29 protein-coding genes, 1 tRNA gene and 2 pseudogenes are annotated in these 25,762 nt (G+C 48.5%); 16 read left to right on the forward strand and 16 right to left on the reverse strand.

What is annotated here, in order from left to right:
- Positions 1-13 precede the first annotated feature (13 nt).
- Together KH703_RS08400 and KH703_RS08405 are read left to right on the forward strand one after the other, a co-directional pair.
- Positions 14-436: pseudogene (locus KH703_RS08400) on the forward strand (3-deoxy-8-phosphooctulonate synthase); the annotation flags it as partial.
- Between the two features lie 138 nt (positions 437-574).
- A complete protein-coding gene (locus KH703_RS08405; protein ID WP_304295451.1) occupies positions 575-1,162 on the forward strand; it encodes a hypothetical protein in 588 nt (195 codons plus the stop codon).
- Between the two features lie 459 nt (positions 1,163-1,621).
- Here the strand turns inward: KH703_RS08405 and KH703_RS08410 are convergent, their stop codons facing one another.
- From KH703_RS08410 to KH703_RS08420, 3 genes are read right to left on the reverse strand one after another with little or no spacing between them, the layout of a single operon-like run.
- Complete coding sequence (locus KH703_RS08410) at positions 1,622-2,032, reverse strand: hypothetical protein (RefSeq protein WP_304295415.1); 411 nt, start codon at positions 2,030-2,032, stop codon at positions 1,622-1,624.
- Between the two features lie 10 nt (positions 2,033-2,042).
- Positions 2,043-2,726 carry a hypothetical protein gene (locus KH703_RS08415; RefSeq protein ID WP_304295416.1) on the reverse strand — a complete coding sequence of 228 codons (684 nt, stop codon included), beginning with the start codon at positions 2,724-2,726 and terminating at the stop codon, positions 2,043-2,045.
- Positions 2,727-2,729: 3 nt separating this feature from the next.
- Positions 2,730-3,404, reverse strand: coding sequence for a DarT ssDNA thymidine ADP-ribosyltransferase family protein (locus tag KH703_RS08420; protein WP_369692730.1), 675 nt, complete (start codon positions 3,402-3,404; stop codon positions 2,730-2,732).
- Positions 3,405-3,686: 282 nt separating this feature from the next.
- On the opposite strand from KH703_RS08420, the gene KH703_RS08425 reads away from it, so the two are divergent.
- Positions 3,687-3,763, forward strand: a tRNA-Glu gene (locus tag KH703_RS08425).
- Between the two features lie 57 nt (positions 3,764-3,820).
- Here the strand turns inward: KH703_RS08425 and KH703_RS08430 are convergent.
- From KH703_RS08430 to KH703_RS08455, 6 genes are read right to left on the reverse strand one after another with little or no spacing between them, the layout of a single operon-like run.
- The gene (locus KH703_RS08430) at positions 3,821-4,597 is read right to left on the reverse strand and encodes an energy-coupling factor ABC transporter ATP-binding protein (RefSeq protein WP_304295417.1); all 777 of its coding nucleotides are present in this window, start codon (positions 4,595-4,597) and stop codon (positions 3,821-3,823) included.
- Positions 4,594-5,241 (reverse strand): energy-coupling factor transporter transmembrane component T, encoded by a 648-nt coding sequence (locus KH703_RS08435; RefSeq protein ID WP_304295418.1) that lies wholly within the window; start codon positions 5,239-5,241, stop codon positions 4,594-4,596. The genes KH703_RS08430 and KH703_RS08435 overlap by 4 nt, the downstream gene beginning before the upstream one ends.
- Complete coding sequence (locus tag KH703_RS08440; RefSeq protein WP_304295419.1) at positions 5,238-5,879, reverse strand: hypothetical protein; 642 nt, start codon at positions 5,877-5,879, stop codon at positions 5,238-5,240. Before KH703_RS08440 ends, KH703_RS08435 begins: the two co-directional genes overlap by 4 nt.
- On the reverse strand, positions 5,876-6,475 hold the full coding sequence (gene cbiM / locus KH703_RS08445; protein WP_304295420.1) for a cobalt transporter CbiM: 600 nt from the start codon (positions 6,473-6,475) through the stop codon (positions 5,876-5,878). Before cbiM ends, KH703_RS08440 begins: the two co-directional genes overlap by 4 nt.
- A complete protein-coding gene (locus KH703_RS08450; protein ID WP_304295421.1) occupies positions 6,465-7,220 on the reverse strand; it encodes a hypothetical protein in 756 nt (251 codons plus the stop codon). Before KH703_RS08450 ends, cbiM begins: the two co-directional genes overlap by 11 nt.
- A 12-nt stretch (positions 7,221-7,232) precedes the next feature.
- A complete protein-coding gene (locus KH703_RS08455) occupies positions 7,233-7,982 on the reverse strand; it encodes a DUF4198 domain-containing protein (RefSeq protein WP_304295422.1) in 750 nt (249 codons plus the stop codon).
- Between the two features lie 140 nt (positions 7,983-8,122).
- Here KH703_RS08455 and serS point away from each other — a divergent pair, with 140 nt between their 5' ends.
- From serS to KH703_RS08480, 5 genes are all read left to right on the forward strand, one after another.
- Complete coding sequence (gene serS / locus KH703_RS08460) at positions 8,123-9,373, forward strand: serine--tRNA ligase (protein WP_304295423.1); 1,251 nt, start codon at positions 8,123-8,125, stop codon at positions 9,371-9,373.
- A gap of 7 nt (positions 9,374-9,380) precedes the next feature.
- On the forward strand, positions 9,381-9,641 hold the full coding sequence (locus tag KH703_RS08465; protein ID WP_304295424.1) for a hypothetical protein: 261 nt from the start codon (positions 9,381-9,383) through the stop codon (positions 9,639-9,641).
- On the forward strand, positions 9,638-11,071 hold the full coding sequence (rsfS, locus tag KH703_RS08470; RefSeq protein WP_304295425.1) for a ribosome silencing factor: 1,434 nt from the start codon (positions 9,638-9,640) through the stop codon (positions 11,069-11,071). The genes KH703_RS08465 and rsfS overlap by 4 nt, the downstream gene beginning before the upstream one ends.
- 9 nt (positions 11,072-11,080) lie before the next feature.
- Positions 11,081-12,448 (forward strand): sodium-dependent transporter, encoded by a 1,368-nt coding sequence (locus tag KH703_RS08475; RefSeq protein ID WP_304295426.1) that lies wholly within the window; start codon positions 11,081-11,083, stop codon positions 12,446-12,448.
- A 430-nt stretch (positions 12,449-12,878) separates the two neighbouring features.
- On the forward strand, positions 12,879-13,460 hold the full coding sequence (locus KH703_RS08480; RefSeq protein WP_304295427.1) for a LysE family translocator: 582 nt from the start codon (positions 12,879-12,881) through the stop codon (positions 13,458-13,460).
- A 454-nt stretch (positions 13,461-13,914) separates the two neighbouring features.
- On the opposite strand, the gene sodB is transcribed toward KH703_RS08480, so the two are convergent.
- Positions 13,915-14,538 (reverse strand): superoxide dismutase [Fe], encoded by a 624-nt coding sequence (gene sodB, locus KH703_RS08485; RefSeq protein WP_304295428.1) that lies wholly within the window; start codon positions 14,536-14,538, stop codon positions 13,915-13,917.
- A 151-nt stretch (positions 14,539-14,689) separates the two neighbouring features.
- On the opposite strand from sodB, the gene KH703_RS08490 reads away from it, so the two are divergent.
- The 7 genes and pseudogenes from KH703_RS08490 (at position 14,690) to KH703_RS08520 (ending at position 19,384) form a co-directional block, all read left to right on the forward strand.
- Positions 14,690-15,001 (forward strand): multidrug efflux SMR transporter, encoded by a 312-nt coding sequence (locus tag KH703_RS08490; protein WP_304295429.1) that lies wholly within the window; start codon positions 14,690-14,692, stop codon positions 14,999-15,001.
- A gap of 53 nt (positions 15,002-15,054) precedes the next feature.
- Positions 15,055-15,525: a 6,7-dimethyl-8-ribityllumazine synthase gene (gene ribH / locus KH703_RS08495; RefSeq protein WP_304295430.1), complete on the forward strand. Its 471-nt coding sequence runs from the start codon at positions 15,055-15,057 to the stop codon at positions 15,523-15,525.
- 1 nt (position 15,526) lies between these two features.
- Positions 15,527-15,901, forward strand: a pseudogene (gene nusB, locus KH703_RS08500) (transcription antitermination factor NusB); the annotation flags it as partial.
- A gap of 650 nt (positions 15,902-16,551) precedes the next feature.
- On the forward strand, positions 16,552-17,238 hold the full coding sequence (gene pyrF / locus KH703_RS08505; protein WP_369692729.1) for an orotidine-5'-phosphate decarboxylase: 687 nt from the start codon (positions 16,552-16,554) through the stop codon (positions 17,236-17,238).
- Positions 17,239-17,729: 491 nt separating this feature from the next.
- Positions 17,730-17,984: a helix-hairpin-helix domain-containing protein gene (locus KH703_RS08510; protein WP_304295431.1), complete on the forward strand. Its 255-nt coding sequence runs from the start codon at positions 17,730-17,732 to the stop codon at positions 17,982-17,984.
- Between the two features lie 112 nt (positions 17,985-18,096).
- Entirely contained in the window at positions 18,097-18,246 is a 150-nt protein-coding gene (locus KH703_RS08515; protein ID WP_304295432.1) for a hypothetical protein, read from the forward strand.
- A gap of 280 nt (positions 18,247-18,526) precedes the next feature.
- On the forward strand, positions 18,527-19,384 hold the full coding sequence (locus KH703_RS08520) for a DUF3108 domain-containing protein (protein WP_304295433.1): 858 nt from the start codon (positions 18,527-18,529) through the stop codon (positions 19,382-19,384).
- 28 nt (positions 19,385-19,412) lie between these two features.
- Here the strand turns inward: KH703_RS08520 and KH703_RS08525 are convergent, their stop codons facing one another.
- The 5 genes from KH703_RS08525 to thiH all read right to left on the reverse strand — a co-directional run bounded on the left by KH703_RS08525 (position 19,413) and on the right by thiH (position 23,492).
- Complete coding sequence (locus tag KH703_RS08525; protein ID WP_304295434.1) at positions 19,413-19,829, reverse strand: hypothetical protein; 417 nt, start codon at positions 19,827-19,829, stop codon at positions 19,413-19,415.
- A gap of 82 nt (positions 19,830-19,911) precedes the next feature.
- Positions 19,912-20,430, reverse strand: coding sequence for a hypothetical protein (locus KH703_RS08530; protein ID WP_304295435.1), 519 nt, complete (start codon positions 20,428-20,430; stop codon positions 19,912-19,914).
- 179 nt (positions 20,431-20,609) lie between these two features.
- Positions 20,610-21,758 carry a thiamine phosphate synthase gene (locus tag KH703_RS08535; protein ID WP_304295436.1) on the reverse strand — a complete coding sequence of 383 codons (1,149 nt, stop codon included), beginning with the start codon at positions 21,756-21,758 and terminating at the stop codon, positions 20,610-20,612.
- Positions 21,752-22,366: a hypothetical protein gene (locus KH703_RS08540; RefSeq protein WP_304295437.1), complete on the reverse strand. Its 615-nt coding sequence runs from the start codon at positions 22,364-22,366 to the stop codon at positions 21,752-21,754. The genes KH703_RS08535 and KH703_RS08540 overlap by 7 nt, the downstream gene beginning before the upstream one ends.
- A complete protein-coding gene (thiH, locus tag KH703_RS08545; protein WP_304295438.1) occupies positions 22,359-23,492 on the reverse strand; it encodes a 2-iminoacetate synthase ThiH in 1,134 nt (377 codons plus the stop codon). Before thiH ends, KH703_RS08540 begins: the two co-directional genes overlap by 8 nt.
- Positions 23,493-23,793: 301 nt before the next feature.
- On the opposite strand from thiH, the gene KH703_RS08550 reads away from it, so the two are divergent.
- Positions 23,794-24,411, forward strand: a complete 618-nt coding sequence (locus KH703_RS08550; protein WP_304295439.1) for a tetratricopeptide repeat protein — start codon at positions 23,794-23,796, stop codon at positions 24,409-24,411.
- A 297-nt stretch (positions 24,412-24,708) separates the two neighbouring features.
- On the opposite strand, the gene KH703_RS08555 is transcribed toward KH703_RS08550, so the two are convergent.
- Positions 24,709-25,470 carry a thiazole synthase gene (locus KH703_RS08555; RefSeq protein ID WP_304295440.1) on the reverse strand — a complete coding sequence of 254 codons (762 nt, stop codon included), beginning with the start codon at positions 25,468-25,470 and terminating at the stop codon, positions 24,709-24,711.
- Positions 25,471-25,762: the final 292 nt, after the last annotated feature.

A 25,762-nucleotide genomic window follows, 5' to 3' on the forward strand; every position in this document is an offset into this window, starting at 1 on the left:
AAAAGGATATTTCATGATACTGATCGCAGGACCCTGCGTGATCGAAAGTCGCGAGCTAATAATGAAAGTCGCGGAAAGTTTGCGCAAATTTAACGAAATGAGCGGGGTGGAATTTTACTTCAAAAGCAGCTTCGATAAAGCCAACCGCACCAGCATCTCAAGCTTCCGCGGCCCGGGGCTTGAGCGCGGCTGCGAAATTTTAGCCGAGGTAAAGGAAAAATTCGGCTATAAAATTTTAACCGACATCCACGAAAGCTACCAGGCAGAGCCCGCCGCGCGCGTCGCCGATGTGCTACAAATACCCGCGTTTTTGTGCCGCCAAACCGACCTGCTCGTCGCCGCAGCCAATACACAGGCGGTAATAAATATCAAAAAAGGTCAGTTTCTATCACCGCAGGCGATGAAACATAGCGTCGAAAAGGTACTGCAAACCCGCAGTGCACGGGCTTATACCCCGCAAAGCGGCGCGGCATCTAGCGATACAAAGGCCGCTCAAAACAGCGCCTGCTCCGACGATGCCGAAATTCGCTGCGTGCAAAGCGGCGCTCAAAGTAATACAGATAGCGGATATTCGGTGCTAGGTGCGCAAAATTCTTGCGGCGCACAGTCGGGCGCACAAAATTTTATTTATACTTGCGGCGCTAAAAGCGGTGCCGAAAATGCTGCTAAAGGTACGGCGACGCCTTGTGCTGCACAAAGCGATAACAAAAGCGAAGCGCAAGGCGCCTTGCAGCCAAACTTCTCTCATACTCGCAACGCGCAAGACAGCTCGATAAGTGCCTCGCAGCCAAGCAGCGAAGGTATGCACGATCTGGCGCGCCGTTACGGCGTTTGGCTCACCGAGCGCGGCAGTACCTTCGGCTACGGAAATTTGATCGTCGATATGCGCTCGCTGCCGATTATGCGCGAGTTTGCGCCGGTCATTTTCGACGCGACGCACAGCGTGCAGATGCCTAGTATCGGCGCTACGAGCGGCGGCGACTCGCGCTTCGTGCCGTACCTCGCGCGAGCGGCGGCGGCCGTGGGCGTGGACGGCTTTTTTTACGAAACGCATCCCGATCCAGCCCATGCGCTTTCGGATGGGCCGAATATGCTAAATTTGCAGCAGCTAGAGCGCGTCGTAGCCCAGACGCTTGCAATTCAAAAAGCGCTCGGATTTTAGCTCGCGATACCTCGGATTAATTTTATACTCATGATTGATGCTCACGAATTTTGCGCTTAAAATTCGTGAGCATGGCTCTATCTCGCAAAATTTCCCTATCTTTAATTTCATATTTTTAGACTAAATTTAAGTAAAAATTCAGGGGACGTATAATGTACTTCTATTTTATTCCAAAAGGTACGAAACGGATTGTCAAATCAATCTCGCAAAGGGCAGAAAGACAGTCGCTAAGACTATTAAAACGCTAGATCACTTCTATCATTCATTTTATATGATCAAAAGGCGCAGAAATTTTAGGCAGGGTGCTGAAATAGAGCTCGCGGCGAGCCTTTACGTAAATATTTTAGAATTTTGTAATTAGCCATTTTGCAACTACAAAAGCACGCAAAATTCTAAAATCACTAGATAAAATTTATAAATTTTGTCACCGTAAATGCAGCTGAATGCTTTATCGGCTATCTAATTTTTTATAGTAACATCCGCGTCTATGCCTCCTCTTATATAATTATCATCTATTTTTCTTATGTAATCGATCTTGTCAATGCTTATTGTTGCCGGAACATCTGTATCTAAATAAAATCTAACTTTTTTGTCGGAGCTGTAAGGATATTCTACGTAATGCACACAGACCCCAAACAATATAATAGCTATCATTAATAACGATATCGCGGTTATGCCACTAAAGGCTAGTTTTAATAATCTTTCGATATCTCCTCCGTTAAAAGAAACTTTCTCTTTTATTGCAACTTTCTTTTCAGGGATAAATTCTTTGCTATTTTCAGATTTACTTTTGGGTACAAGTAGCGTAAGGACTATGAATAGTAATATCAATGCGGTTATACTGCTAAAAATCGCCGTTGATTTCTCCATATTTTCTCCTTTAAAATAGACTTTCTCTTTTAAAATTTTTACAGTAAAAATCAAAAAATGTATCCTTATCTGCAAAAATTTCTTTAAAAATTCCGTTTCGGCTTAATCCTACAAAGAGCGCGGCAGCACGAGATTGAGCGGAAAATGACTTTTTAGGATTAAATTCTATATCGCTGAAATAATCATATTTTAAAACTTCATCCGCTAAATTTGGGTTTTCTTTTAGAGCGCTTAGATATAAAAAATCATAAAAATACGTTTTTGGCTCGGTATTAAAACGCTCGCTGAAAAGCTCAAATCCACAAAAATTTCCGCTATTTTTTAACGGCGGATATTTTTTAGGATGAACTTTAGCACTAAAAATAATCTCTTCAAACGGACCGCCTCGCTCAAAAAATTTTGAGCCTTGAAAAAAGCGCTCGACGCTAGCTTCTATTAAATTTTGATCTTCATCTTTTAAACGAAGCTTTAAATTAAAAGCGCTTAATGCTCTGCCTAAAGGGCTTGGTGAAGCCTTACTAATTTCTAAAATTTTTTCGCTTTTAAGCTCTCTTTTAGCACTATTTAAAAGACTATCTATTGATTTTATCTTTTGAGATAACGCAAAGCCGCTAAAAAATTCAAATTTTATATCTACACTTTTTACAAAAGGACTCTTATCTACTGCATAAAAAATCGGTCTAATAGCCTGCATCTTTTAATTCCTAACTAGCGGTATTATTTCGCTTACAAATTTTAGTGGAATCTTTTCGTAAATCATAACTTCAGCTTGCGAAATTTTGTATAAACTATTTTGAGCCTCACTGTGCGGTGGAAATTCTTGTATAGAATAAAGCCTATCGAAATCTAAATAGTTTTTGATGACACTATATTTTTCGATATGTGCCGCATTAGCCGTTGCATTTTGATCACTCATAATAAAAGCATGATAGAATAGTACGAGCGGAGAGATCAAAATTATTGCGAAATCATCGCTTGGATGTTTTTCGATAAAAGTACGAAGCATGTAATTGTTGCTTATAATAGATAGGTGCACGTAATCTCCTAAATTCCGCCTATTATCTAGTTCTTTAGATAGATTATTAGTTAACAAATTCGGTTTTATATCGCCACTTTCTAAATGGCTTATGCTGAAAACTCCACCCATTTTTATAATGGAGCCTAAATTTGAAAGTTTTGTTAAATGGATAAAATCGTAATATTTGCTCTTGCCTGTAAAATTATCATTAATGAAAGCTAGGGCTTCTTGATAGTTTTCGTCTTTGGTTAAATTAAACTTCGGCTCCGGTTTGAAATCCGCAATATCACCGACTTGAGGAATATTTGGGTAATGAAAATTCTTGCAGCGAGAAAATTTCTTTATATTCGCAATAGCGGCGTCTAGACTGGAATACGTAACAAATCCTTAAAATTAAATTTAAGGTAAATGATACTCTCTCTCTCTCTTAAATTTTGACTTAAAATTATGATGGTTTTTTAATAGAAATTTATAAGTAATTTACTTAATATATAAAATTTTTGCTGCATAGGCTTAGTGATTTTTTACTCATCACAGATATCTAAATTTAATCGTAAGGATATCAAACCGCTATTCTGCGCTTTATTTTGTATCTTTATCTAAAATTTTGTTTTTATCGCTATAATGCGGCTTCTTGACCTTTTCGTCTAGTGGCTCAGGACGTTGCATTCTCAGTGCGAAAACGCGTGGTTCAAATCCCGCAAGGGTCGCCATTATGGACTTCTATACAAGCATCATGATTTTAAACGATAAATTTATCTATGATTTTATCATGGACTTTCATACAGCCCATCTGATTTCAAATAATAGATTTTATCCGCGATTTTATCGATGAAACTTTTATCGTGCGAGACAATGATCTCACTTACGTCAAGCTCCGCCAAAATCCCCGCCACGCGCTCCTGCATCGCCTCATCAAGCGCCGTCGTAGGCTCGTCCAGTAGCAGTATCCTAGGCTCGCATACCAGCGCGCCCGCAAGCGCCACTAGCTTTTTCTCGCCGCCGCTTAGATGAAAGGGCACCCGCTCGCGCAGATGTTCGATTCCCAAGCGTCGCAGCGTCTCCAGCGCCTTGCGCTCGATCTGCTCTTCACCTAAAATTTCAAGCTTTTTTAGATGGTCGTTTTCGCTGCCCTGCCTTAAAATTTCCGCCTTACGACCAAAAAATTTATAAAAAATTCCACGCCTTTGCTCCACATTTCGTGCTCGTTTTAACCGCTCATTTTGCGCACGCAGGCTAAATGCGACGTCCTCAAACACGCTCGCGCACAAAAATTGATCGTCGCTGTTTTGAAACAAAAACCCGATCTCGTGGCGAAATTTTACAAAATCCTCCGCACACTCAAGCTTCTCACCGAAAAGCTCGATTTCGCCCTCACCCCATTGCCTTAGGCCGCCTAAAATTTGAAGCAGGCTCGTCTTGCCCTGCCCATTTGCGCCCAAGATCGCCACTTTTTCCTTATGCCCTACGCTCAAATTTACGCCGCGAAAAATTTCTCGCTCGCCGTTTTTAGCGCTTAAATCCAGCGCCTTAAGCGAACAGCTCATAAGATAGCTCCGATTTTAACAGATACGCACGCCAACACGAACGCCAAAAACGAGGCCTCCGAGACGCTCAAGCCCTCGCGACATTCGTAAAATAGCCTACCGCAAAACCCTCGCGCGCTCATTACCATGCTTAAATTCCTTGCCTGCTCAAGTGCCGAAATCGCTAAAATCCCGACTAAATTCGCATAAATTTTATAAGTGAAAATTCCGCTCGTCCCTACAAATCCGCGCATGCGCAAAAGTGCTTGCAGCCTCGCTAGATCCGAGCGTAAAAAATTTACGAATCGCCCGCAGCAATACACCAAAGAGCTTAGCTTTTCGCCGAGTCCCAGCCCATAAAATCCGCGCGCGAAAAAATATTCATCCTTGCCGTAAAATAGCAAAATTGCAAACGCCATTATCAAATTCGCGCGCAAAAATATCACGCCCGCAAGCTCGTAGTTGCCGACTATGGCGGGGCTTAACGCGCTTAAAATAGCAAAGATATTTAATACCGCAAGCCTTGTGCAGACCGCACGCGCAATCGAAATTTTAAGCGCAAAAAGAAGTAGCGGCGGGGCAAAAAACGCTGCGTAAAGCTGTCCGCTAAGTCCGACGCCGAAGCTGAAGATGAAAAACGCGAGCAGTGATACGGCGGGGCTCATTTGCGCGCTCTTTTCGCTAGCCACATTAAGCCAAAAAAGCCGAAAATCAAGGCCAAACAAAGCGCGATTTTAGGCGCCTCGGCGGACTGGCTTTGAAACGCCAGGTTCCTAATATCACTCTTAGGGCTTTCTTTCGGCAAAATGCTTTGCGAGGCGGAATTTTCCAAAGGCTTGGAAGCATTTGAAATTTTATCTTTAGATACACTGCCTTTCGGCGCGATATTTTCGGGCGCGCTGTCTTTGGACGCGAAATTTTTAGCGGCGTTCGAATTTTGTGGCATAGGATTTTCAGAAACGTCAGAATTTTGCGGCGTGGAATTTTCAGGATCACCGGAATCCTGCGGCGTAAAGTCTTCGGCGCTAAATTCCATCTGCGCGCCGTGCCCTGCACCTCCGTAAATTTGAATAGTAAAATTTTTAGCCGGGATCTTTATACTCGCAAGTCCCTCTTTATCAGTCCTAGTGCGCACAATTTCGCGCCCGTCCGCACTGATTAAAACTTCGCACTCCATGCAGGGAGAATTTTTATAAAAATAGCTATAAATTGCCACTCTATCACCCTCTTGCGTCGCAAAAAGATGAAGCGCATGCGAAAATGCGAAGGAGCTCAAAACCGCTAAGAAAAATAGCGCTCTCATCGCCTCTGTCCGCCGTAAAATTTCGCAATAAAGCTAAGCGCAAAAAGAGTGATGATCCCTTCCAAAACAGCCAGGATCGCACCTTCGAGCGAGATAAGCGTCGCGATAGCAAAAAACTCCCGTCCGCTGATGAAAAGCACGAGATCAAGAAGCAGCATCGAGCAGACGATCGGCACGAAACCCGCCAAAAATAGATAAATTTTTTGCGTGCGCGCTTTTAGCTCTTGCGCTTTTGCGGCGGCGGCAAAGAGTCCGCCTAAAACCGCTGGAAAACCGATGACTGCGGTATTTACGCCGAGCACGCTAAGCCCTCCAAAGCCGAAAAATACCCCTTGCAAAAATAGCGCGACGAAAATCGCCAAGATCGCGCGCGAGCCCAAAAACGCGCCCACGAGCCCGCTTAGCATCAAATGCATGGAGCTGACGCCCACGGGCAGGTGCACAAAAGATGCAACGAAAAACAGCGCGCTAAAACATGCGATCCTAGGGATTTCAGACTGCCTTACGCGCCATAAAATCGCCGCCACCGCAGGCGCTGTAACCGCCCAGCCTGCGAGCAGCACGGGCGCGCTCAAAACTCCTTCGCTAATGTGCACGGCTCGCCTCCTTTAAATCGCCCCTGTTTTTTAGACGCGCAAAAACGCACGAAGTAGCTAAACTTAAGGCATTTGCGACCTTTGCGATAATTGCCTTGATTGCTACAGATCTTGCTTTTACGACTTTAGTCGCGGCAAAATTTACGGCTGTAAAACTCAAGACTTGCGTCCTATCCGCGGCGGCTGTCAGCGCAAGACTCGGAGCGGTCTCAAAACCGTTTGCGGAACCGGTAAATTTGATAAATTTTACAGCTCGCATGGCGCAAGAATTTTCGCTTGCTACATTTGCAGAAACGGCGAGCGGATTTTGCAACGTAAAATTTAAAGCTCCGAGCGATCTCGGCGCGGTGTTCGCGCGGTAAAACAGAGCCTTCAAAATTTCAAAAAACGAAATTTTGCGCGCGGGTATTTTACGCTCATAAATCCACGGATATGAAATTTTACGGCTCGAAGCTCCTAAGAGCGGATTTCTACCGAGCAAAATTCCACGCAGCAGAGCTTCGTTACTTAAAATTCTACTCAGCGAAATTTTGCTCCGTAAAGTTTTAACCAAACCCCGAGACGCAGACTGCGTGGAGGTGCGAAACAGCGAAATTTTGTCATTTAGAATTTTAGCCGCAGAATTCGCTGGAAATTCTACGCTCAAAATCAAAACGTGCGAAAATAAAATTTCAAAGCTCCGCTCAAACGCAAATTTAAATTTATCCGCAGCCGCGCAAATTTCACCAGAAAAAAGAGATCTCACCGAGCCGCTCCCCTATTTTTTCAGCTCGCCTGCCTTGATCCAAAGCACGGCGCCCAGCTCATTTACGGGCTGCTCGCTTCCTTTGGCGGCCTCCTCCTCGCTAAGAGCCGCAAAGCCCCACCAGCCGGCAACCGGCATCACGAAGCTAAACTCGCCCGCGCCGTTGGTTTTAACGACCTGTGTGACATGCGCCTCACTAGGGGCTTTGTAGCCCTTATCGTTATATAGCTCGATCTCCACGTCCGCGCCCGAGACGGGCTTTCCGTGCAGTAAAAAAACTCCGCTAAATATCTCGCCCGCATACAGCGCATAAGGCCGCACTAGCGGCACGATCTCCGCCTCTAGCCCGAGCGGCTTATCCCAGCCTTCGCCCGCGCCGTAAGCATCGACGTAGGTTTTGGTAATATGGCGGATCATCTTACGCTCGGCCGGCTCGGCATAGGGTTTCGGATCAAAATAAAACGCCAAAAGCGATGGCTTGTCAGCTTTAAATTCCGCCGTGAAATAGGAATTTTCGCCCTTTTTCTGCTCTTTTAGGCTGCCTAGGAGCGATTTTTTCTCACCATCAATAAAAACACCAAATTCTGCGGGCTTTTGTAGATTCATAGACTCCTGTAAAAACGGATGGGAGAATTCCAAATTTAGCTTTAAAGTAGCATCTTTTTGATCCTCTACGACATTTTTATCCGTCGTAAGAACGCCGAAATGTGCGAACACAAGGCTCGCCGCGAAAATTCCTAAAAAAGCAAATTTTGCCTTCATGTAATACCTTTCATAATAAAATATTACGGAATTGTATCACTTTTTTTCATCCGTATTGCTTAAATGTGGGTTTATTTTGAGTATTTAAAGCAAACTTTAGTTAAAATGTCGCAATTTAAATTACCAAAAAGAGGCAGAAAATGATAAATTTAAAACTTATCGAGACGAATTTCGACGAATTTAATAAAAAACTTATCGCCAAAAAAGTCCCGCCGCAAACCCTGCAATCGCTACTAGATGCCTACAACGAGCTAAAATCTAAAAAGAGCGATCTTGAAAACCTTCAGGCCGTGCAAAACGCAAAGAGCAAGGAGTTAGGTCTCGCCGCGCGCGAAGGCTGGGGCGTAGGCGCGCTAAAATCACAGCTTGAGGAAAATAAGCAAAAGATCCAAAGCCTTGGCGAGCTCGTAAATGAGCGCGAGCAGAGCCTAGAGGCGATCGCCGCGTGCGTGCCGAATATCATCGACGACGACGTGCCGATCGGCACGGACGAGAGCGAAAACGTCTGTATCAAAAAGGTGCTGCAGCCGCGCACGTTTGACTTCGCGCCCAAGCAGCACTTCGAGCTCGGCGAGGCGCTGGGATGGCTTGATTTCGAGCGCGGCGTCAAGCTCAGCGGCAGCCGCTTCACCGCGATCCGCGGGCTGGGCGCAAAACTGAATATGGCTCTCATCAACTATATGATCGAATTTAATAACTCGCGCGGCTTCGAGCTCGTAAATATGCCGTTTTTGGTGCGCGATCAGATCCTCTACGGCACGGGCCAGCTGCCTAAATTTAAAGACGATCTCTACCGCGTTGACGACGAGGAGCAAAACCTCTACCTAATCCCTACGAGCGAGGTTACGGCGACAAATCTCTTTAACGATGAAATTTTACGTAGCGAGGAGCTGCCGATCAAGCTCACCAGCTACAGCCACTGCTTTCGCAAGGAAGCGGGCTCGGCGGGGCGCGATACGCGCGGCATGATCCGCCAGCACCAGTTTGAAAAGGTCGAACTCGTCGCCATCACGCGCCCTGAAGATAGCGCAAAGATGCTTGAGGAGATGATTTCGTGCGCGAGCGATCTGTTAGCTAGCCTAGGCCTTCCGCACAGACACATGCTACTTTGCAGCGGCGATCTTGGCTTTAGCGCCGCAAAAACCGTGGATTTGGAGGTTTGGCTGCCGGGGCAGAACCAATACAGAGAGATCAGCTCGATCAGCAACTGTCGCGATTTTCAGGCGCGTAGAGCCAAGATCCGCTTCAAAGACGGCAAGAAAAACAGCCTCGTTCACACGCTAAACGGCTCCTCGCTCGCGGTCGGCCGCACGCTGATCGCGGTGATGGAAAACTACCAGCGCAAGGACGGCAGCATCGAAATCCCGTGCGTTTTAGAAAAATATATGTAGGCGGCCCGTGCGAAAGCCTTATAAAAACCCAAATTCTAACGCCCACTTTGCAGCCGCTGGATTTTACGCGGAAAAATTTAAGAAACGCGGCGTTAAATTTTTTGCGCTGCAAAATGCGGGATTTTTTGCAACAAAATTTGACAAAACGGAATTTTGCGGCGTAAAATTTCATAAAGTAAGATTGCGCCGCGCAAAATTTTATACCGCGGAATTTGCGGCGAAGGGCGAGAAATTTTGCGGCATGAAACGGCGCGGAGCGGGCGCGTGAAGATCGCGCTTTTCGGCGGCAGTTTCGATCCGCCGCACGCAGGACACGATGCCGCGGTAAAGGCGATCTTATCAAGCTTGAAGCCCGATTTGCTGGTCATAATGCCGTCATTTCTAAACCCGTTTAAAAAGAGCTTTTCGGCGCCTCCGCAACTGCGGCTTAGATGGTGCCGCGCGCTGTGGAGCGACGCCCCGCGCATAGAGGTGAGCGATTATGAAATTTCGCAAAACCGCTCGGTACCCACGATACAAAGCGTGAAATTTCTGCTCGAAAAATATCGCGCGAACGGCAAAATCACGTCCGAGACGACAGCCTCGGCGAGCGAAACCCCGACAGCCGTAACGGATAGGGCTCTAACTAACGGCGCAAATATTGCGAATAAAATTTCTGCCGGTGCTTATACTCCTGGCAGTGCAGACGAAATTTTACCCGAGAGGACGGACGGGGCTTTGTCGTGCGATATAAGTAAAATTCTAAGCAGCGACGTCTGCTCCGCCGATATTACGGGCGGGACGAGCATCCCCGCTAACGCAAAAAACGAAGCTCTACAAGGCGGAATGGCGGATCAAATTTCGGTTGGTAGCAAAAGCGAAATGGACGGAATTTCGCAAAGCAAGGCGGGTGAGATTTCGGCCGACGGCAGAAATAAGGCGGGTAATGCAAACGATGCGAGCAAAATTTTAAACGCAGACAAAATTCCAAGCGGCAATACAAATTGCATGACCGACATGAGCGACACAAATTGCATGAATGTCGCAAATGATGTGCATTACGCGAGCGATGTGAGCAGTGCAGATGAAGTAAGCAAAGCAAACAGCGCGAACCATATAGACACAGCACCAAAGCTCTATATCGTCGTGGGTGCTGACAACCTAGCCGAGCTTCACAAATGGCGCGATTTTAGCGAGCTGCAAAGATTAGCGGAGTTTGTAGTGCTTACGAGGCCCGGCTACGAGATCCCGCGGCAGTGGGCGGCTCTAAGGCGCATCGAGATTGTCGTAGATACGAGCTCAAGCGGTTTTAGGCGAGATTTCAAAGGCGAAATCCCGCCCAAGATCGCAGCAGAGGTCATAAAATTTTATAAAAGGAAAGATATGCAAGATCCAAAGCAAAGGGCGGAGCGGATCGCCGAAATTTTAAACAAAAAGAAAGCCGAAGATGTCCAGATTATCGATATGAGTGAGCGCGAATACATCGCAAAACTCGTAGTCATCGCAACTACGCTAACCTCCCGCCACGCAGCCTCGCTTATCGAGGAGCTAAAAAGCGTGCTTAAGCCGCTCGGCGAGGAGTTTTTGGCTATCGAAAGCGGTGATGAGTGGAGCGTCGTCGATCTCGGCGACATCATAGTCCATCTCATCAGCGAGGCCTACCGCGCCAAATACAATATCGAGGACTTCCTCGACAAGCTCAAAAAAGAGCAATTTTAAGGAGGGAGCGTGCCGAGACAGACCTGGAGCAGCAAGCTCACATATATTTTAACCGTCGCGGGCGCCACGATCGGCTTTGGTTGTACGTGGCGGTTTCCGTATTTAGTCGGCGAAAACGGCGGCGGCGCCTACGTGCTCGTGTTTTGCATCGCGATGATCGTGCTTGGAATCCCGATGATCTTAGTAGAAAACGTCATCGGACGTCGCGCGCTAAGAAACTGCGTCGATGCCTTCACAGCGCCTAAAAAGGACGGTTCGCGCATAAAGCCCGCATGGAAGATCGTAGGCATCATGGGCGTAATCGGCGCGTTTGGAATTTTAGCCTACTATATGGTCCTTGGCGGCTGGGTGCTAACCTACATCGTAAACATCGTAAGCGGCAACTTCGACCTCTCCGCGCGGATCACAGATCCCGCATTTACGCAGAAATTCTACGCAGATCACATCGAAAATAGCCCGCTCGGCGTCGGAGCTTACACGCTCGTTTTCATAGCGATCAACTGGTACATTTTGAAAAACGGCATCATCGAGGGGATCGAAAAATTCGTAAAATTTCTAATGCCCGCGCTATTTTTGTGCTTCATCGCGGTAATCCTTACAAATTTAACGCTTGAAGGCGCAAAGGAGGGCGTGAAATTTTATCTCGGCGTCGATTTTGCCAAGATCACGCCCAAGCTTTTGATCGACGTTTTGGGTCAGGTCTTTTTCGCGCTCTCGCTCGGATTCGGCGTGATGATCACGCTGTCTAGCTTCCTCAACAAAGACGAGAAGCTGATGCAAACAGCCACCATCACCGCAGTCGTAAACACCCTTATCGCCGTGCTTGCGGGCTTTATGATCTTCCCGTCACTCTTTAGCGCAGGGCTTGAGCCGAGCAGCGGCTCGTCGCTGGTTTTTAAAAGCCTTCCGATCGCGTTTTCGCATATGCCGTTCGGCAACGCCGTCGCGGTGGTCTTTCTCTCGATTTTGCTCATCGCCGCGCTTACGACGTCGATCACGATCTATCAGGTCATCATAAATTTCGTCGAGGAGCGCTTCTCATTTTCGACGCTAAAGGCGGTAAATTTAACGCTCGGCGGCGTCTTTGTGCTCGGCAACCTGCCCTGCATACTCTCAAGCAGCGTGCTTGCGGACGTTAAAATTCTGGGGCGCTCGGTTTTCGACGCCTTCGACTTCGTAAGCGCGAACGTATTTTTCGTACTAACGGCGCTTCTGTGCTGCATCTACGTGGGCTGGGTGCTGAAAAAGGACGCGATCTACGAGGTAACCAACGAAGGCGATCTCGGCGCAAGGCTCGCGGGAGTTTGGTTTTTGTACGTCAAATTTATCCTGCCGCTCATCATCGCGGTGATCTTCGGGTACGGGATTTTCGGCTAAATTTAAAGCCGTAAGAGTTTTAAAATTTAAATTTGTCCACGGCGGTGCGATAGAATTTTAAAATTTCATCTGCTCCGCTACGTATGCTGCGGCGTGAGTTTTTACGCGGTGTAATGCACTGCAGCTATAATATATAAATTTAGCGCAACCGCGTCCTGCCCTTTGTAAGGCGTCGTCGAGGGTTAGGCGGGGTTTGAGGCGAACAGGGCGATACGGTGCTGCGGAAGCAGTGCCGTCTCTGCGAGAAGTGCGACTTCGCAACCGAGGCCCCTTCCCGCCCTAAGAAAAGTTTGGGTGCGGCGCGGCGGAATTTTAAAATTTTATTCGCCTCAGCGCAGCGCGTTAAATTTTAGAATTTTAAAATCTATCGCAGCGGCGCCGTATCGCGAGAGATAAAATTTAAAATTTAGCCGCAATTTAGGGGTTTTCAATGCTTCTGTTTTTCTTTACGATCTTTCCGATATCGCTGATGCCGGGCATCAACATGACCTACGCGCTAAATCTCGGCATCTCGCGCGGCTATCTTAGGGCGCTGCCTGCGTTGCTCGCGCAGGTGCTAGGCGTCGCGGCCGTGGCGCTTGCGTGCATATTCGGCGTCGCGGGTATTCTGCTTGCGCACCCTGCGGCGCTTAGCGCGATTAAAATTTTAGGCGGCGCGTATATTTTTTATCTGGGCGTCGCGACCTTTTTAGCGCGCGGAAATTTCAAGCTGCAAAAACAGAAGCGCAGCGAAAATATCTTCTTCCAAGGCCTCGTAGTCGCGGTCTCAAACCCCAAGGCGTGGATATTTTTTACTGCGCTCTTTCCGCCGTTTTTGGACGCGGATAATCTTTTCGGTGCGCGCACCTTCGCTCTCGTGGCGATCTTGTGCGTGAGCGAAAGCATCTGCCTTAGCATCTACGCGCTGGGCGGAGCGGTGCTAAAAAATCTGCTAAAAACTCATCTGAAATACCTCGAAATTTTCTGCTCGGTGCTGATGTGCGCGATCGGGCTGTGGATGATTTTGGGCTAAATTTTGATTGGGCTTGGCGCCCGAGTTTTGATGAAATTTTAAATTTAAAAGATAGGTTTCAAAGCGGTATTGCTGCGACTAAATCTCAAGAAAAGCTCTTAAAATTTAGCCGCTAGCTTTGAATTAAAATTTTAAGCGATCGGTGGCATGCACCAAGCGCCGCAGCGACTACCTCTGCAGCGGACCTGCGTCTATAGCAAATCCACGGTGCGTCTAAGCGATTTGCGGGCAGCGATTATCGTCCGTAGCAAACCTACGAGCGCTTAAGAGATTTCAGCTTTGTGTACTGCACGAGCCTTATCCGCTCTACTCGGTTTATGCGTTTAAAACGGATTTTAGCTCTGTGGGTAGCACCGCTTCCGTTTGTGACGTGCCCGCGCAATTTAAAATTTACGCAAGCGAAGCGCGACGGGCCCAGATTTTTATATCGGCGCGTCCGCTTAAATTTTAAAATTTAATCTCTGCCGTGAAGCTCGTCAATATAGAATTTTACCGAGCCGAGACCCTCTTTTTTCGCCCATTCATAGGCGCTTGAGACGAACTCCCAGTTGATGCCCGCGTAGAATTTTTCCAAATATTTCGGGCGCGCATTGTGCTCATCAATGTAATACGCGTGCTCCCAAACGTCCACGACTAGAAGCGGCACGAGCCCTTCTGTTACCGGCGTAGCGGCATTTTGGGTCGCTTTGATGCAAAGCTTGCCTGATTTTGGATCGTAAGCGAGCCACACCCAGCCCGAGCCGAAATGAGCCGTAGCAGCAGCTAAAAACTCGCTTTTAAAATCCGCGAAATTTTCTGCCAGCGCCGATTTTAGCTCCCCAGACTGCTCGCTAGGTTTTGCGATGCAATCCCAGTAAAAATCGTGGTTGTAAACCTGCGCGGCGTTGTTAAAAAGCCCGCCGCTAGCAGCCGTTACGATCTCGTAAAGCCCCTTGCCCGCAAACTCGCCCGATTCGGTAAGTTTATTTAAATTTGCCACGTAGGTCGCGTGGTGCTTGCCGTGATGATAATCACAGGTTTCTTTACTTACGACCGCGTTGTGCGCCGCATCGAACGGCAACTCTCTAAGTTTAAACATCTTTCTCTCCTTGAAATAATTTGAGGAAATTATATCCTAAAATTTCTAAATAATTAATAAAATTTATTATTTAGGATTAATTTTAAGATGAATTTCAATCTAAGCTCGCTCCCAATATAATCGCGCCTTAAATTTAAAATTTAGGCGGTTTGTGAAGACCAAAGGCTTTGCTTCTGCCATCATCGTATCGCTTTTTGAGTGCGGCTGGGCGTACGGGTTTAAGCACGCTGCTAGTACGCACGATTGGCTACTGACCGCCACCTGCGTAATTGCGAGCTTTTTTATATTTATGCTTGCTTTAAAATACGTCGGCGCGGTACTCGCATACCTCCTATACACGGGTATCGGCACGATCGGCGCCGTGGTCCTAGGCGTATTCATCCACCGCGAGAAAATTTCTACGCACAAAGCGCCCCTCTTATTTCTCATAATTTCAAGCGCCGTGATGCTGAAATTAATTTAGAATTTTGGCGAATTTAGCTAAGCTTAGCGCTAAATTTAACGCAAAGGAAAATCATGAAAATCATCGAAGGCTCGCTTGCTCTTAAGGGCAGCGAAAAAATTTTAATCATCAACGCCCGCTTCAACCACATCATCACCGATCGCCTAGTCGAAGGGGCGCACGACGCGTTTTTGCGCCACGGTGGCAAGGAGGAAAATTTAAGCCTGATGCTAGTGCCTGGCGCTTTTGAGATCCCGCTCGCGCTTGAAAAGGCGCTAGCTTCCAAGCTTTACGACGCCGTCGTCTGTCTAGGCGCGGTTATCCGCGGCTCTACTCCGCATTTTGACTACGTAAGCGCCGAAGTAAGTAAGGGTATCGCGAATACCATGCTAAAATACGGCGCGCCCGTGGCTTTCGGCGTGCTGACTACCGATAGCATCGAGCAAGCGATCGAGCGTGCGGGCTCAAAGGCAGGCAACAAGGGCTTTGAAGCGATGAGCAGCGCGATCGAGCTTCTAAGCCTTTTTCGTAACATAAAGGCGTAAAATGGCCACCAGACACCAAGCCAGACTCGCTGCGATCTCGCTGCTTTACTCTAAAGATATGAACGGCGGGGACGAGGACTTTGCAGACGAATATCTGGAGGAAAAGCGCATTCGCAACGAGCAGCGCAACTGGACGCTGGCGCTTCTGCGCGGCGCTAGCGAAAATCTTGCCGCGGTCGATGCGCTGATAGATGAAAATTTAAAGGAATTCAAGCTCGCCGAAATTTCGGCTCTGGAGCGCGCGATACTGCGGCTCGGGGCGTATGAATTGCGCTTTACGGACACGGACGCGGGCATCGTCATCAACGAAGCGATCAACTCCGCCAAAGAGCTTGGCATCTCGCCAAGATTTATAAACGGCGTGCTGGACGCGCTAAAAGATAGCCCCGTAAACATCGCGGTGGATAAAATTTCCAAGCCGACTGCGACGGCAAGCGTAAATCTCGAGACAACCACGGAGGCAGTCAAAAATTTTAAGCCTGCTGCGGCGAAAAACTCCGCTGTTTCGGACAGCGACGATACGGCAAAAAATTTCATCCCCGCAGGCGCGGACGGCGAGACGAAAAATTTTACTAAGACAAAGAGGAGCGGCACGCCGAAAAATTCTACGGCGAGCAGAAGCAGACCGTCTAAAAAGCCCGCTAATTTGAAAACTCGCAGCGCGTCCGCAAAAAAATCCGAAGCCGCCGCGAGCAAAAAATTTAAAACGGAGAGAAATTTCAAGACTGGAGATAAATTTAAGACGGAGAAAACGGGCAAAAATTTCAAAACGGGCGAACGAAGTAAAAAATTTAAGGCAGGCGAACGAGGCAAAGACGCCGCGCCGAAAAGAGAGGGTGCGGATAGAAATTTCAGAGTCGGCAAAAACGCGGCATCGAAAAAGAGCGCTGCTGGTAAAAATACTGCGCCAAAAAGTAGCGCGGGGCGCAAAATCTCTACCGCGCCGAAAAAATCTGCTGGCAGCAGAGTCGCCGTCTCGAAAAGACCTGCGGGCGGCAGAGACGTGGTACGCGGCAAGGATAAGCGGTGAAGCTCTGCGTCGCGCTTGATCTGGGCTCAAAGCAGGAGTGTTTGCAGCTAGCAGGTGAGCTTGCGAGCTTGGCTGATAAAATTTGGCTCAAAATTGGCTTGCGAGCTTATTTGCGCGACGGAGCAGGATTTGTGGAGGAGCTAAAAAAGCTCGGAAATTTTAAAATTTTCCTCGATCTAAAGCTTTATGATATCCCAAATACGATGGCAGACGCCGCCGAGGAGATCGCAAAGCTTGGCGTAGATATGATAAACGTGCACGCAAGCAGCGGCAAACGCGCGATGGCGACGGTGATGGAGCGACTGGACAAGCTAGCTTCGCGCCCGTTGGTGCTTGCGGTTTCGGCGCTAACGAGCTTTGATGAGGCCGAGTTTAGCGCGGTTTACGAGCAAAATTTAAGCGATGCCGTACGTAAATTTAGCGTGATGAGCTATGAAGCGGGGCTTGACGGTATGGTCTGCTCGGCGTTCGAGAGTCGCCTAATCAAGGACGCCACGAGCTCAAATTTTATCACGCTTTGCCCGGGCGTAAGGCCGTTTGGCGAGAGCGCGGCAGATCAAAAGCGAGTGGCAAATTTGGGTGTCGCGCGCGAGGCGGGGGCTAATTTTATCGTGGTAGGTCGGCCGATTTATCAGGCGCAAAACCCACGCGAAATTTGCGAACAAATTTTGGATCAAATTTAGCGCCAAAACTTGCGTAAAATTTGATGCAAGCTCGTTTTAAGCGCCGTTTCCGCGCGAAAGAAATTTTAATCAGAACGCGCACAAAGGCGGCTCGGAGGATGTCGAAGCGCTGTCGTCATCTTTTTGCGAAATCCGTTGGGGTTTGAAACGGCGGTCTTCGTTCGTGGCTCTACGGGCTCGCTAGGCGTGTAAATTTACCCCGTTGAGGATAAAAGCGTTCAAACTTTGCCGCGCCCAAGCTCCCTGCTAGCTGGCGGATAAAATTTCCGATGACCAGCGCGGCGGCGGATATCTTAACACTAAAAAGCGGCGCACATAAGGGTGGCGGCCCGGCGGCGAGGTAAAATTTTAAAAATTTTCGCACCGCGTGGATAAAATTTTAAAATTTGCCTCACACGAGTGAGACTTTAGAATTCCGCACTCTCAAGGGGTTTTAAAATTTCATCCAAATGGCGAGCCAAGCGAAATTTAAATAATGATTGGAGTAAAATTTGAGTAAAGGCGCGAGCGATTTTAAGAAAATCCCGTATGTAGGCGAGGCGACAGAGGCCGATCTGCTCGCACTTGGTTACGAGGGTATCGATTCGCTAAAGGGCGCGGATCCGGATGATATGTATGAGCGCACAAAGGCGCTCGGACGCGGCAGCGACAGGTGCATCCTCTACGTTTACCGCATGGTTTGTTACTACGCAAACACTCCACGCCCAGACAAAGCCAAGCTGAAATGGTGGCTTTGGAAGGATTAAATTTACAAATTTGACCCGCGCAAGTCGTTAAAAGCGGATCCGTTTAAATTTGAGCGGATTTACTAGCAACCGACGCGGCTGTATTTGCGGCGCGAAACGGCGCCTCACGAAAGTGCAAGCTAGTAAGCGCATGAACGGTGCAAATTTTATGCGCGAGCTTTACGAGCACAATGCGATGGGATGGCGCAAAGAGCGTAAATTTTACGGGCGCGGCGTAGCGGCTAACGCAAAGTACAAACATAGCCGCAATATGAAATTTTGATTTATTCACAGGCACGCTTTGCGATGAAGCAGCCTGCACGAAATATAAAATCGCTCCGATTTCTGGCAAGCGCGCGCCGAGCCGTATATGCGCCCATAAATATAAAAGCGGCGACAGTCGGTGTTTTTAGGCGCACACGGCGCAGCCTTTCACGACGGCGAGCGGTGGCGGCTGATATTTTAATAATCGCGCTATGGAGAAAATGAAATAGGCGGCGCGAAGAGCGTAAATTTAACGGGTGCCGTATAATAGGGCGCTTCAAAGCGGAAGGACGGTAGGGATGAAATTTTTTGCTACTTTGATTTTGTGCGCGAGCGCGCTTTTTGGCGAGACGATCAGCGCGAAATATGAGATTTCGTTCGGCATCTTCGGCGCGGTCGGCAGCGCAAACACGCGGCTCGTGCGGCAGAGCGATCGCTACGAGATCGTCATGGATGCCGTTGCACAGGGCGTCGCGGGCAGCCTAAGCGGGCAAAGGCGCGAGAGCTTCCGCTCGAAGGGGCGCATCGTGGCGGGGCTTTTGATGCCCGATCTCTACGTCCATGAGGTCTCGCGCAAAAAGGGCAAAACGACGAAAAACGAGCGCAAAACCTACGCCTTCGACTACGCGCGCAAAACGATAAAATTTCAAAAGTTCAAGGGCGCGGGCGGCGAGCTACAGCTCGTAAGCGATGAAATTCTGCCCTATTTTGCGACGAACGACCTGCTGAGTTTGTTTTTCAATTTCTCTAAAATCCCACACTCGGGCGATAAATTTTTCGTCCGAGCCGCGGGCGCAAAAGGCGCTGACGGAAGGATCGACATCGAAAGGCCGCGCGGAAGCGCCGCTGCAAATATCGCAAGCGAGCTTGGCGTCGCGCCGCCTAGCGAGACGGATGCAAACTCCGGCGCAGCGGCAAGCGCAAGCTCTAGCGGAGCAGATACGAAAACCGGCACAAAGGACGTAAATTTTAAAGGGCACGGCGCGGGCGCGGATAAGCAGGCTGCAGCGATCTACGTGGTTTTCATAAACCAGCCGATATTTTCGAGCAGCCGAGGCGAGCTGCACCTGAGCCTAAACGAACGCGGTTACGCCGATCGCGCCGTTTTGAAGGACGTGCTGCTCTTCGGCGACATCCGCGCGCGGCTCGTGGAGTGAGACTTCGTAAATTCGAAAAATGCATGAGTTAAAAATTTTTAACTCTTAAAAGATAATTTGGTCCGTCTAGGTCTTTATTAAATTTTAGTTTCATATATTTTTTAAGCTCGTTATATTCTTTATTAGTGGGTATAAATATAAAAAATTTATTGTAAAGCGCGTCTATAATTAAAGCATCGACAAACCTACATGAAAATAATCCGCCCTTAAACAGATGAAAAATCATTTGCGGTATAAAAAGAAAGATAATCGCTCCCATGCAGCAAAATAACATTATAAAGACTATCATAGAGTCATCAAATATCGCGCCATAAATATAAGCGAGTACGTATATGGCAAGACAGGTTTTTCCTGCGATTCTTTCCGTTTCCGTATATTTATGTGTTTCGCTTTCATAAAAAAATGCGAAAGTCTTTTTGAAATATAAAATCTCATCAAATTTCATTACGAGCTGCTCGCCTGATTTTATACATTTTATGCTTGAGTTTAAAAATATAAATTTTCTTCCGTAATGCTGCGAAAAACCCTTAAGGACTCTGGCAACTAAAGGTACAAATAAGTAAAATATTTGCAACTTTTCTATCGTAGGGGATATTAAATACTAAATTTATAAACATGGCAAAACAAAGCAATACCGCTATAGTTATAATATATACGATCGTTATATAATCTTTGATTACTAGCGGCTCTTTGTCGTAATCTCGAGTTTTAGCGCCCCGCGATGAAACACCGCCCGGGTTTAAATTTTGAAATTTTACCTCATCTTTTGAGTTTAAATTCATGTCGTTTAAATTTCTATCTCGGAAATTTGCGCCGCAAAGATGATCGGGTTGCGATTCGGGGTCTGTTTGATTAAAATTCGCATTTTTAAAGCTTTTGCTACTCAAATTTGCATCGTTTAAATTTAATGATCTGCGATCCATTGCATCGCTTAAATCCGCATCGTCAAAGATGTCAGCGCTAGCGCCTTTTCGAAGCTTTTGCTTGAAAGTCCGACGTCGTTCGTTTAGAGGCTTTTTAGATTCCTCAAGCAGCACTTTATCCAAAAAATATCCTTAAGCTTAAACGCTCGTATTTTATAATTTCAGGCTTAAATCGCAATAAATCGCGCCCATTTCGTGAGCTTTTGATTTTATTTAAAATATGTTTTTACATCGCGCCGCATACAGCGCAATTACGACAGCAAGGGCGCGGCAACGGAAACAAACCGCGTTTTTGGATCGATTTATTTCTTAAATTTTCTTATGAAATCGCTCGCGTCCCGCGCAGCCATTGCAGGGCTCATAACGGCGATCCTGTCGGCTCCCGCGCGTAAGACGGAGGCGAAATTGTGCGGCGTGATGCCGCCTAGCGCGTAGATTTCGCCCGCGAAAAACTCCCGCACGGCGCGGATCAAATTTAGCCCCTTCGGCGCTAGCCCCGCCTTACAATCAGTCGCGAAGATGTGGCTCAGGCAGATCGCGTTCGCGCCCAGCTCCAGCGCCTCGCGCGCTTCCGCCTCGCTGTGGCAGGAAGCGACCAGTTTTTTGAAATTTGCACGCAAAAACTCCGCGCCGTGCGCCGCGCTAAAGCTCCGCAAAACCCCGAGCGGCAGCCATAAATTTCTCTCGCCTGCCCGCAGCGCAAAATCTGCAAAATTATGCACAAAGATCGCAGGCTGGTGGCTAGAACGCTCTGCGCTCTGCGCACCCTCCGCACTCTGCGAGCTCCCCGCATTTTTTGCACTATGCACATCATTTGCATTTTCTGTACTTTGCGCACCCTGCATCCTTTCCGCATTTTCTGCGCCCCGTACGCCTTCTGTCGCGAGTTTCGTTTCGCTTGCAGCGCCACGAAGCGAAATCTCGCCCGGTGCGCTATCATTCGCGCAGTTTGCAGCGCTGGTAAAATTTTCAGACAAAATTTCATCTAAAACGCAAGCGGAATTTTTAGACCGTATCTCATCTGTGGCGGCACCGTGCTTGCGGGCTGTATCCGCGCAAAGCTCGCTCTTGTCGCCGCCCAAATCGAGCTTTTTTCGAGAAACTTCGTCTGCACCGCGCTCGCAGAGCAAAATTTTATCAGCGTAGGCCGCGCTCACGTCTAATTCGCCCTCAAGAGCTTGGATTTTGCCAAATTTAGCAGTACAAGCTTCATTTGCAATAATTCCGTCCGCACGGGCTGTATCCGCGCAAAACCCGCTCTTGCAGGCGAGTAAAATTTTACCAAACAGCGCTGCATAGGCCGCTTCGTCTAAATCCTTTTCGCGCACGACGATCTCGCCTGCGCCCGCCGCGGCAAAATCCGCTATGCGCGCGAGCAGCGCCGCCTCACCGCCGCAGAGCGCGCGGTTCGTAATGATCGTAATGCGCGAAGCAAGCTCTAAATCTAGCATCCGCTCGCTCCCTTAAGCCCAAAATCCCCGCCCGTGGACGGCGTCGCACTCAAATTTAAAATTTTGCCTGCGATGCTAGAAATTAAAATTTTACTTGCTAGGGCGAGCGCCAAAATCCCCGCCGTCACGCCATATTTCAAAATTTCGCTCGCCTTAACAAGGGCTGAAATTTCCATCGCAGCGCTAAAACTCAAAGCGTTCGCCCAGCTCATCGATTTTAGCGACCTTACGTTGCCGCGGCATAAGAACCCGAAGCTCGCGCCGTTTTTAAATTTAAAATTTGCGTCGCCCGCGGGCTTGGAATTTGCGTCACCTTTAAATTTTAAATCCGCGTATGTATTCCGAGATCTTAAATTTACACGCGCATTTTGTATCTCAAAATTTCCCGCGTCAGCTGACACGACATCGAAAATTTTATCATCTGCCATAGCGCCAGAAATTTTATCACGACATGCGGCGCTGCAAAATTCGGCGTCGTATTTTACGCTACAAATTTTACTTCTGCGCCGAGTAGCGCGAAATACGCCCTCGAGCCCGGCGCTGCAAATCTCGCGTCTAACGCCGTAAATTTCATCCACGCACACGGTAAAATTTCGCGCCTCACACATAGATATACTCACTCATCAGCGGCTGCAGCCCGCCACCGCGGATCGCCTCGCAGACCTCGCTTACGCTGCGCGCGTCGCTGATCTCGAACTGCTCGTCGCCCCTCTGCTCGCTGTGTCCGCCGATACCCACGCTCACGCCCGCCGAAATTTTGCTCGCCGCGATCCTAATCGCATTGTCGCGGAAGCCTGCCCTCTCGCGCGTGGAGATCGTGATCTGCGCACTTGGCAGCAGCAGCCGATACGCGCACATGACCTGCAGCAGCTCGCGCTCGCCGACGTCCTTCGGGTTTATTTTGTCGTTGTTGATAATCGGGCGCAGGCGCGGCACTGAAAAGGCAATCTCGGCGCGCGGGTACTTGCGCTGAAGCAGCCACGCGTGCACGCCCGTGGCAAAGGCATCGCGGCGGAAGTCCCCAAGCCCCAAAAGCGCCGCAAAGCCCACGCCGCGCATACCGCCTCTGATCGCGCGCTCTTGAGCTGCGAAGCGATACGCAAAAACGCGCTTGTTGCCCGCAAGATGCAGCTGTGCGTAGCGCGCGGGATCGTATGTTTCTTGAAAAACGGTGACAAAATCGACGCCGCAAGCGTGCAAATAGGCATAATCGGCGGAATTTAGCGGATAAATTTCGACGCCGATTACCTTAAAATACTGCCGCGCGAGCTCGCAGGCGCGCCCGATGTAGCGTACGGGGCTGTTTTTCTCGCTCTCGCCGGTGAGGATCAAAATTTCCTCCAGCCCGCTTGCCGCGATCGCCTCAAACTCCGCCTTTAGCTGCGCCTCATCGAGCCTTGCGCGCGCGATTTTGTTTTTGCAATTAAAGCCGCAGTAAACACACAGATTGTCGCAGTAGTTTGAGATGTAAATCGGCGTGAAAACGGCGATGTTGCTACCAAAATGCGCCGCTTTTTCGCGCGCTGCGACACGGGCGATCTGCTCCAAATGCTCGCCCGCGCGCACGCTTAGTAGAGCGGCAAAATCGCGCAGACCTCTGTTTTTCGCGCCGATCGCCCTTTGCACGTCAGCCTCGCTCGCCTCCTCGCAAAAGCCCTCGCGCAGAGCGAGCGTGCGCTCCATCATCTCGCTTCCGATATCCTCCATGCCTGCTAGATAGCCGGTTTTGTTCATCTTTAATATTTTCCTTTTAAATTTTCATTTCAATTCTATGCAGCACGTTTTTGCGTGTAAATTTAGGCGCCGCAAAGTTTCTTTTCGTTTGGTTTAGAAGCGCATTTTAGCAGGATTTCGGTAAAAAATTTTAAAACGGAGCGCCCCGTTCGCATTTTAAATTTTAGTGATTATTAAGGGGGGGGGTATACTTCTGTGAAATTTTTTAAAAGCAAGGAGACAAATAAAATTTTAACTATCTAAAATGACAATATCTGACGATTAAAAATGAAATAATACGAAAAATTTTAAAGGAGAAAGAATGAAAAAAATCATCTTAGGTTTAGCCCTATTAGGCTATTTGGCTTTCGGCGAAACGCAATTTCAATCGCAAAGAAAACAATTTGAGCAAAAGTGCGAAGCGGGAGACCCTGAATACTGTGGTCATGCCGGTGCTCTTTATCACAGCCCAACCGAGCTAGGAGGAGATGCATCCGATAGGGATTACAAAAAGACGCTTTGTTTTTACAAAAAAGCTTGCGATGGAAATGTTTATGAGGCTTGCTCGGATTTGGGAGCAATGTATTTTAGCGGCAAAGGAGTAAAAAAAGATTATAAAAAGGCTGTCGAGCTATTCGATAAAGCTTGCAATGGCGGACTTGCGAACGGCTGCAACAATTTAGGTCATATGTATGCGCATGGCAAAGGGGTAAAAAGAGATATGACACGGGCTATGGAATATACCGGAAGAGCTTGCGATGCGGGGAGCTGGGTAGCGTGCGGGAATTTTGCTTCAGGTCTTCAAGCCGATGGCGACAAAGCAAGAGCGGTGCAATACTATCAAAAAGCCTGCGAAATGGGCAAAAAGGACCCGGTGCTATTAGACTATGAAAAAGACTATTTACGAAAATACTGCGACAAATACGACATACTAAAATAGCCCGCCGATCAATCGGGTTTCTCTCGATCGGGCTGCTTTCAGCCCGATTAAATTTTAAAATTTGATCGCCGAGCCTGCTGCGCGCTACACCGCTGCCAAATTACTTTTCGCCGCAGCGCTTTAAGACGCCTAGCAAAAGTGCGGAATTTATCTCGTTTGGCATAGGGCTTAACAAAGTGTGCTGAGATTTAACTCACATGGCGCAAAAACCTTGTGCGATATGTATGGCTCAAAAATGCAAATTCCGCACAAAAAAACACGGCTCGCGCAACCAAGCCGCATTTAAAATTTTAACCGCTATCTCAAAAATCCCGTTAGCGGCGAGCTCGCACTGGCTGTCTTAGAAACGGCGCCGAGCCCCGCCAGATAGGCATCGCGCCCCGCCTGCACGCCGAGCGCAAACGCCCGCGCCATCAGCGCCAGATCCCCGCTCGTGGCGATCGCCGTATTTACCATCACCGCAGCGCAGCCCATCTGCATCGCCTCGCAAGCCTCGCTAGGCGCGCCGAGTCCCGCATCTACGATGATCGGCACGTCGATTTCGTCTAGCAAAATTTCGATCATCCCGCGCATCATCAGCCCGCGATTAGAGCCTATTGGCGCAGCCAGAGGCATCACGGCGGCAGCCCCTGCGCTTACTAGATCGCGCGCGACGCACAGATCGGCGTGCATGTAGGCAAGCGGCACGAAATCCTCGCGCGCCAGGGCTTCGCAGGCCTTGATTGTCTCGGCGTTGTCGGGCAGAAGGTATTTGCTGTCGCCTATGATCTCGATCTTTACGAAGTCGCCGCAGCCCAGCTCGCGCGCGAGCCGTGCGATCCGCAGCGCCTCCTTGGCGTTTCGCGCGCCGCTGGTGTTTGGCAGCAGCGTGACGCCGCGGGGAATGAAATCCAAGATATTGCGGCTCTTGCTTTCGTTCACGCGACGCAGCGCAAGCGTGACGATCTCACAGCCCGCGTGCCGCACGCAGGCGTCGATCATCGCGTGATCGAACTTGCCAGAGCCCATTATAAGGCGCGAGCTAAACTCCCTGCCGCCTAAGATCAGTTTATCGTCCATTCTATCCTCTTTAGTTTAAATTTTCGTTTTTATGCGCGGCGCAGATAGCGCAATATCAGTACTCGCGCGGCGCATTATACACAGCGCGAGATTGCGGCACAGATTGTGCGCCTTGCTTCTATCACTATTTTAACGCGCTGCACGACGCCGCGCTCAAGTTTTAAAATTTCTCGTCAAATTTTATGCCACGACACAAAATTTTAAAATTTCACGCGCAGACTGCGGCCCGCTTCGCTGCGCGGAATTTTAAATCCTACGTTCAAAAGCAGCTCGCTCGCGCTGAATAAATTTT

This window comes from Campylobacter gracilis (genome assembly GCF_018374135.1).
Lineage (GTDB): Bacteria > Campylobacterota > Campylobacteria > Campylobacterales > Campylobacteraceae > Campylobacter_B > Campylobacter_B gracilis_A.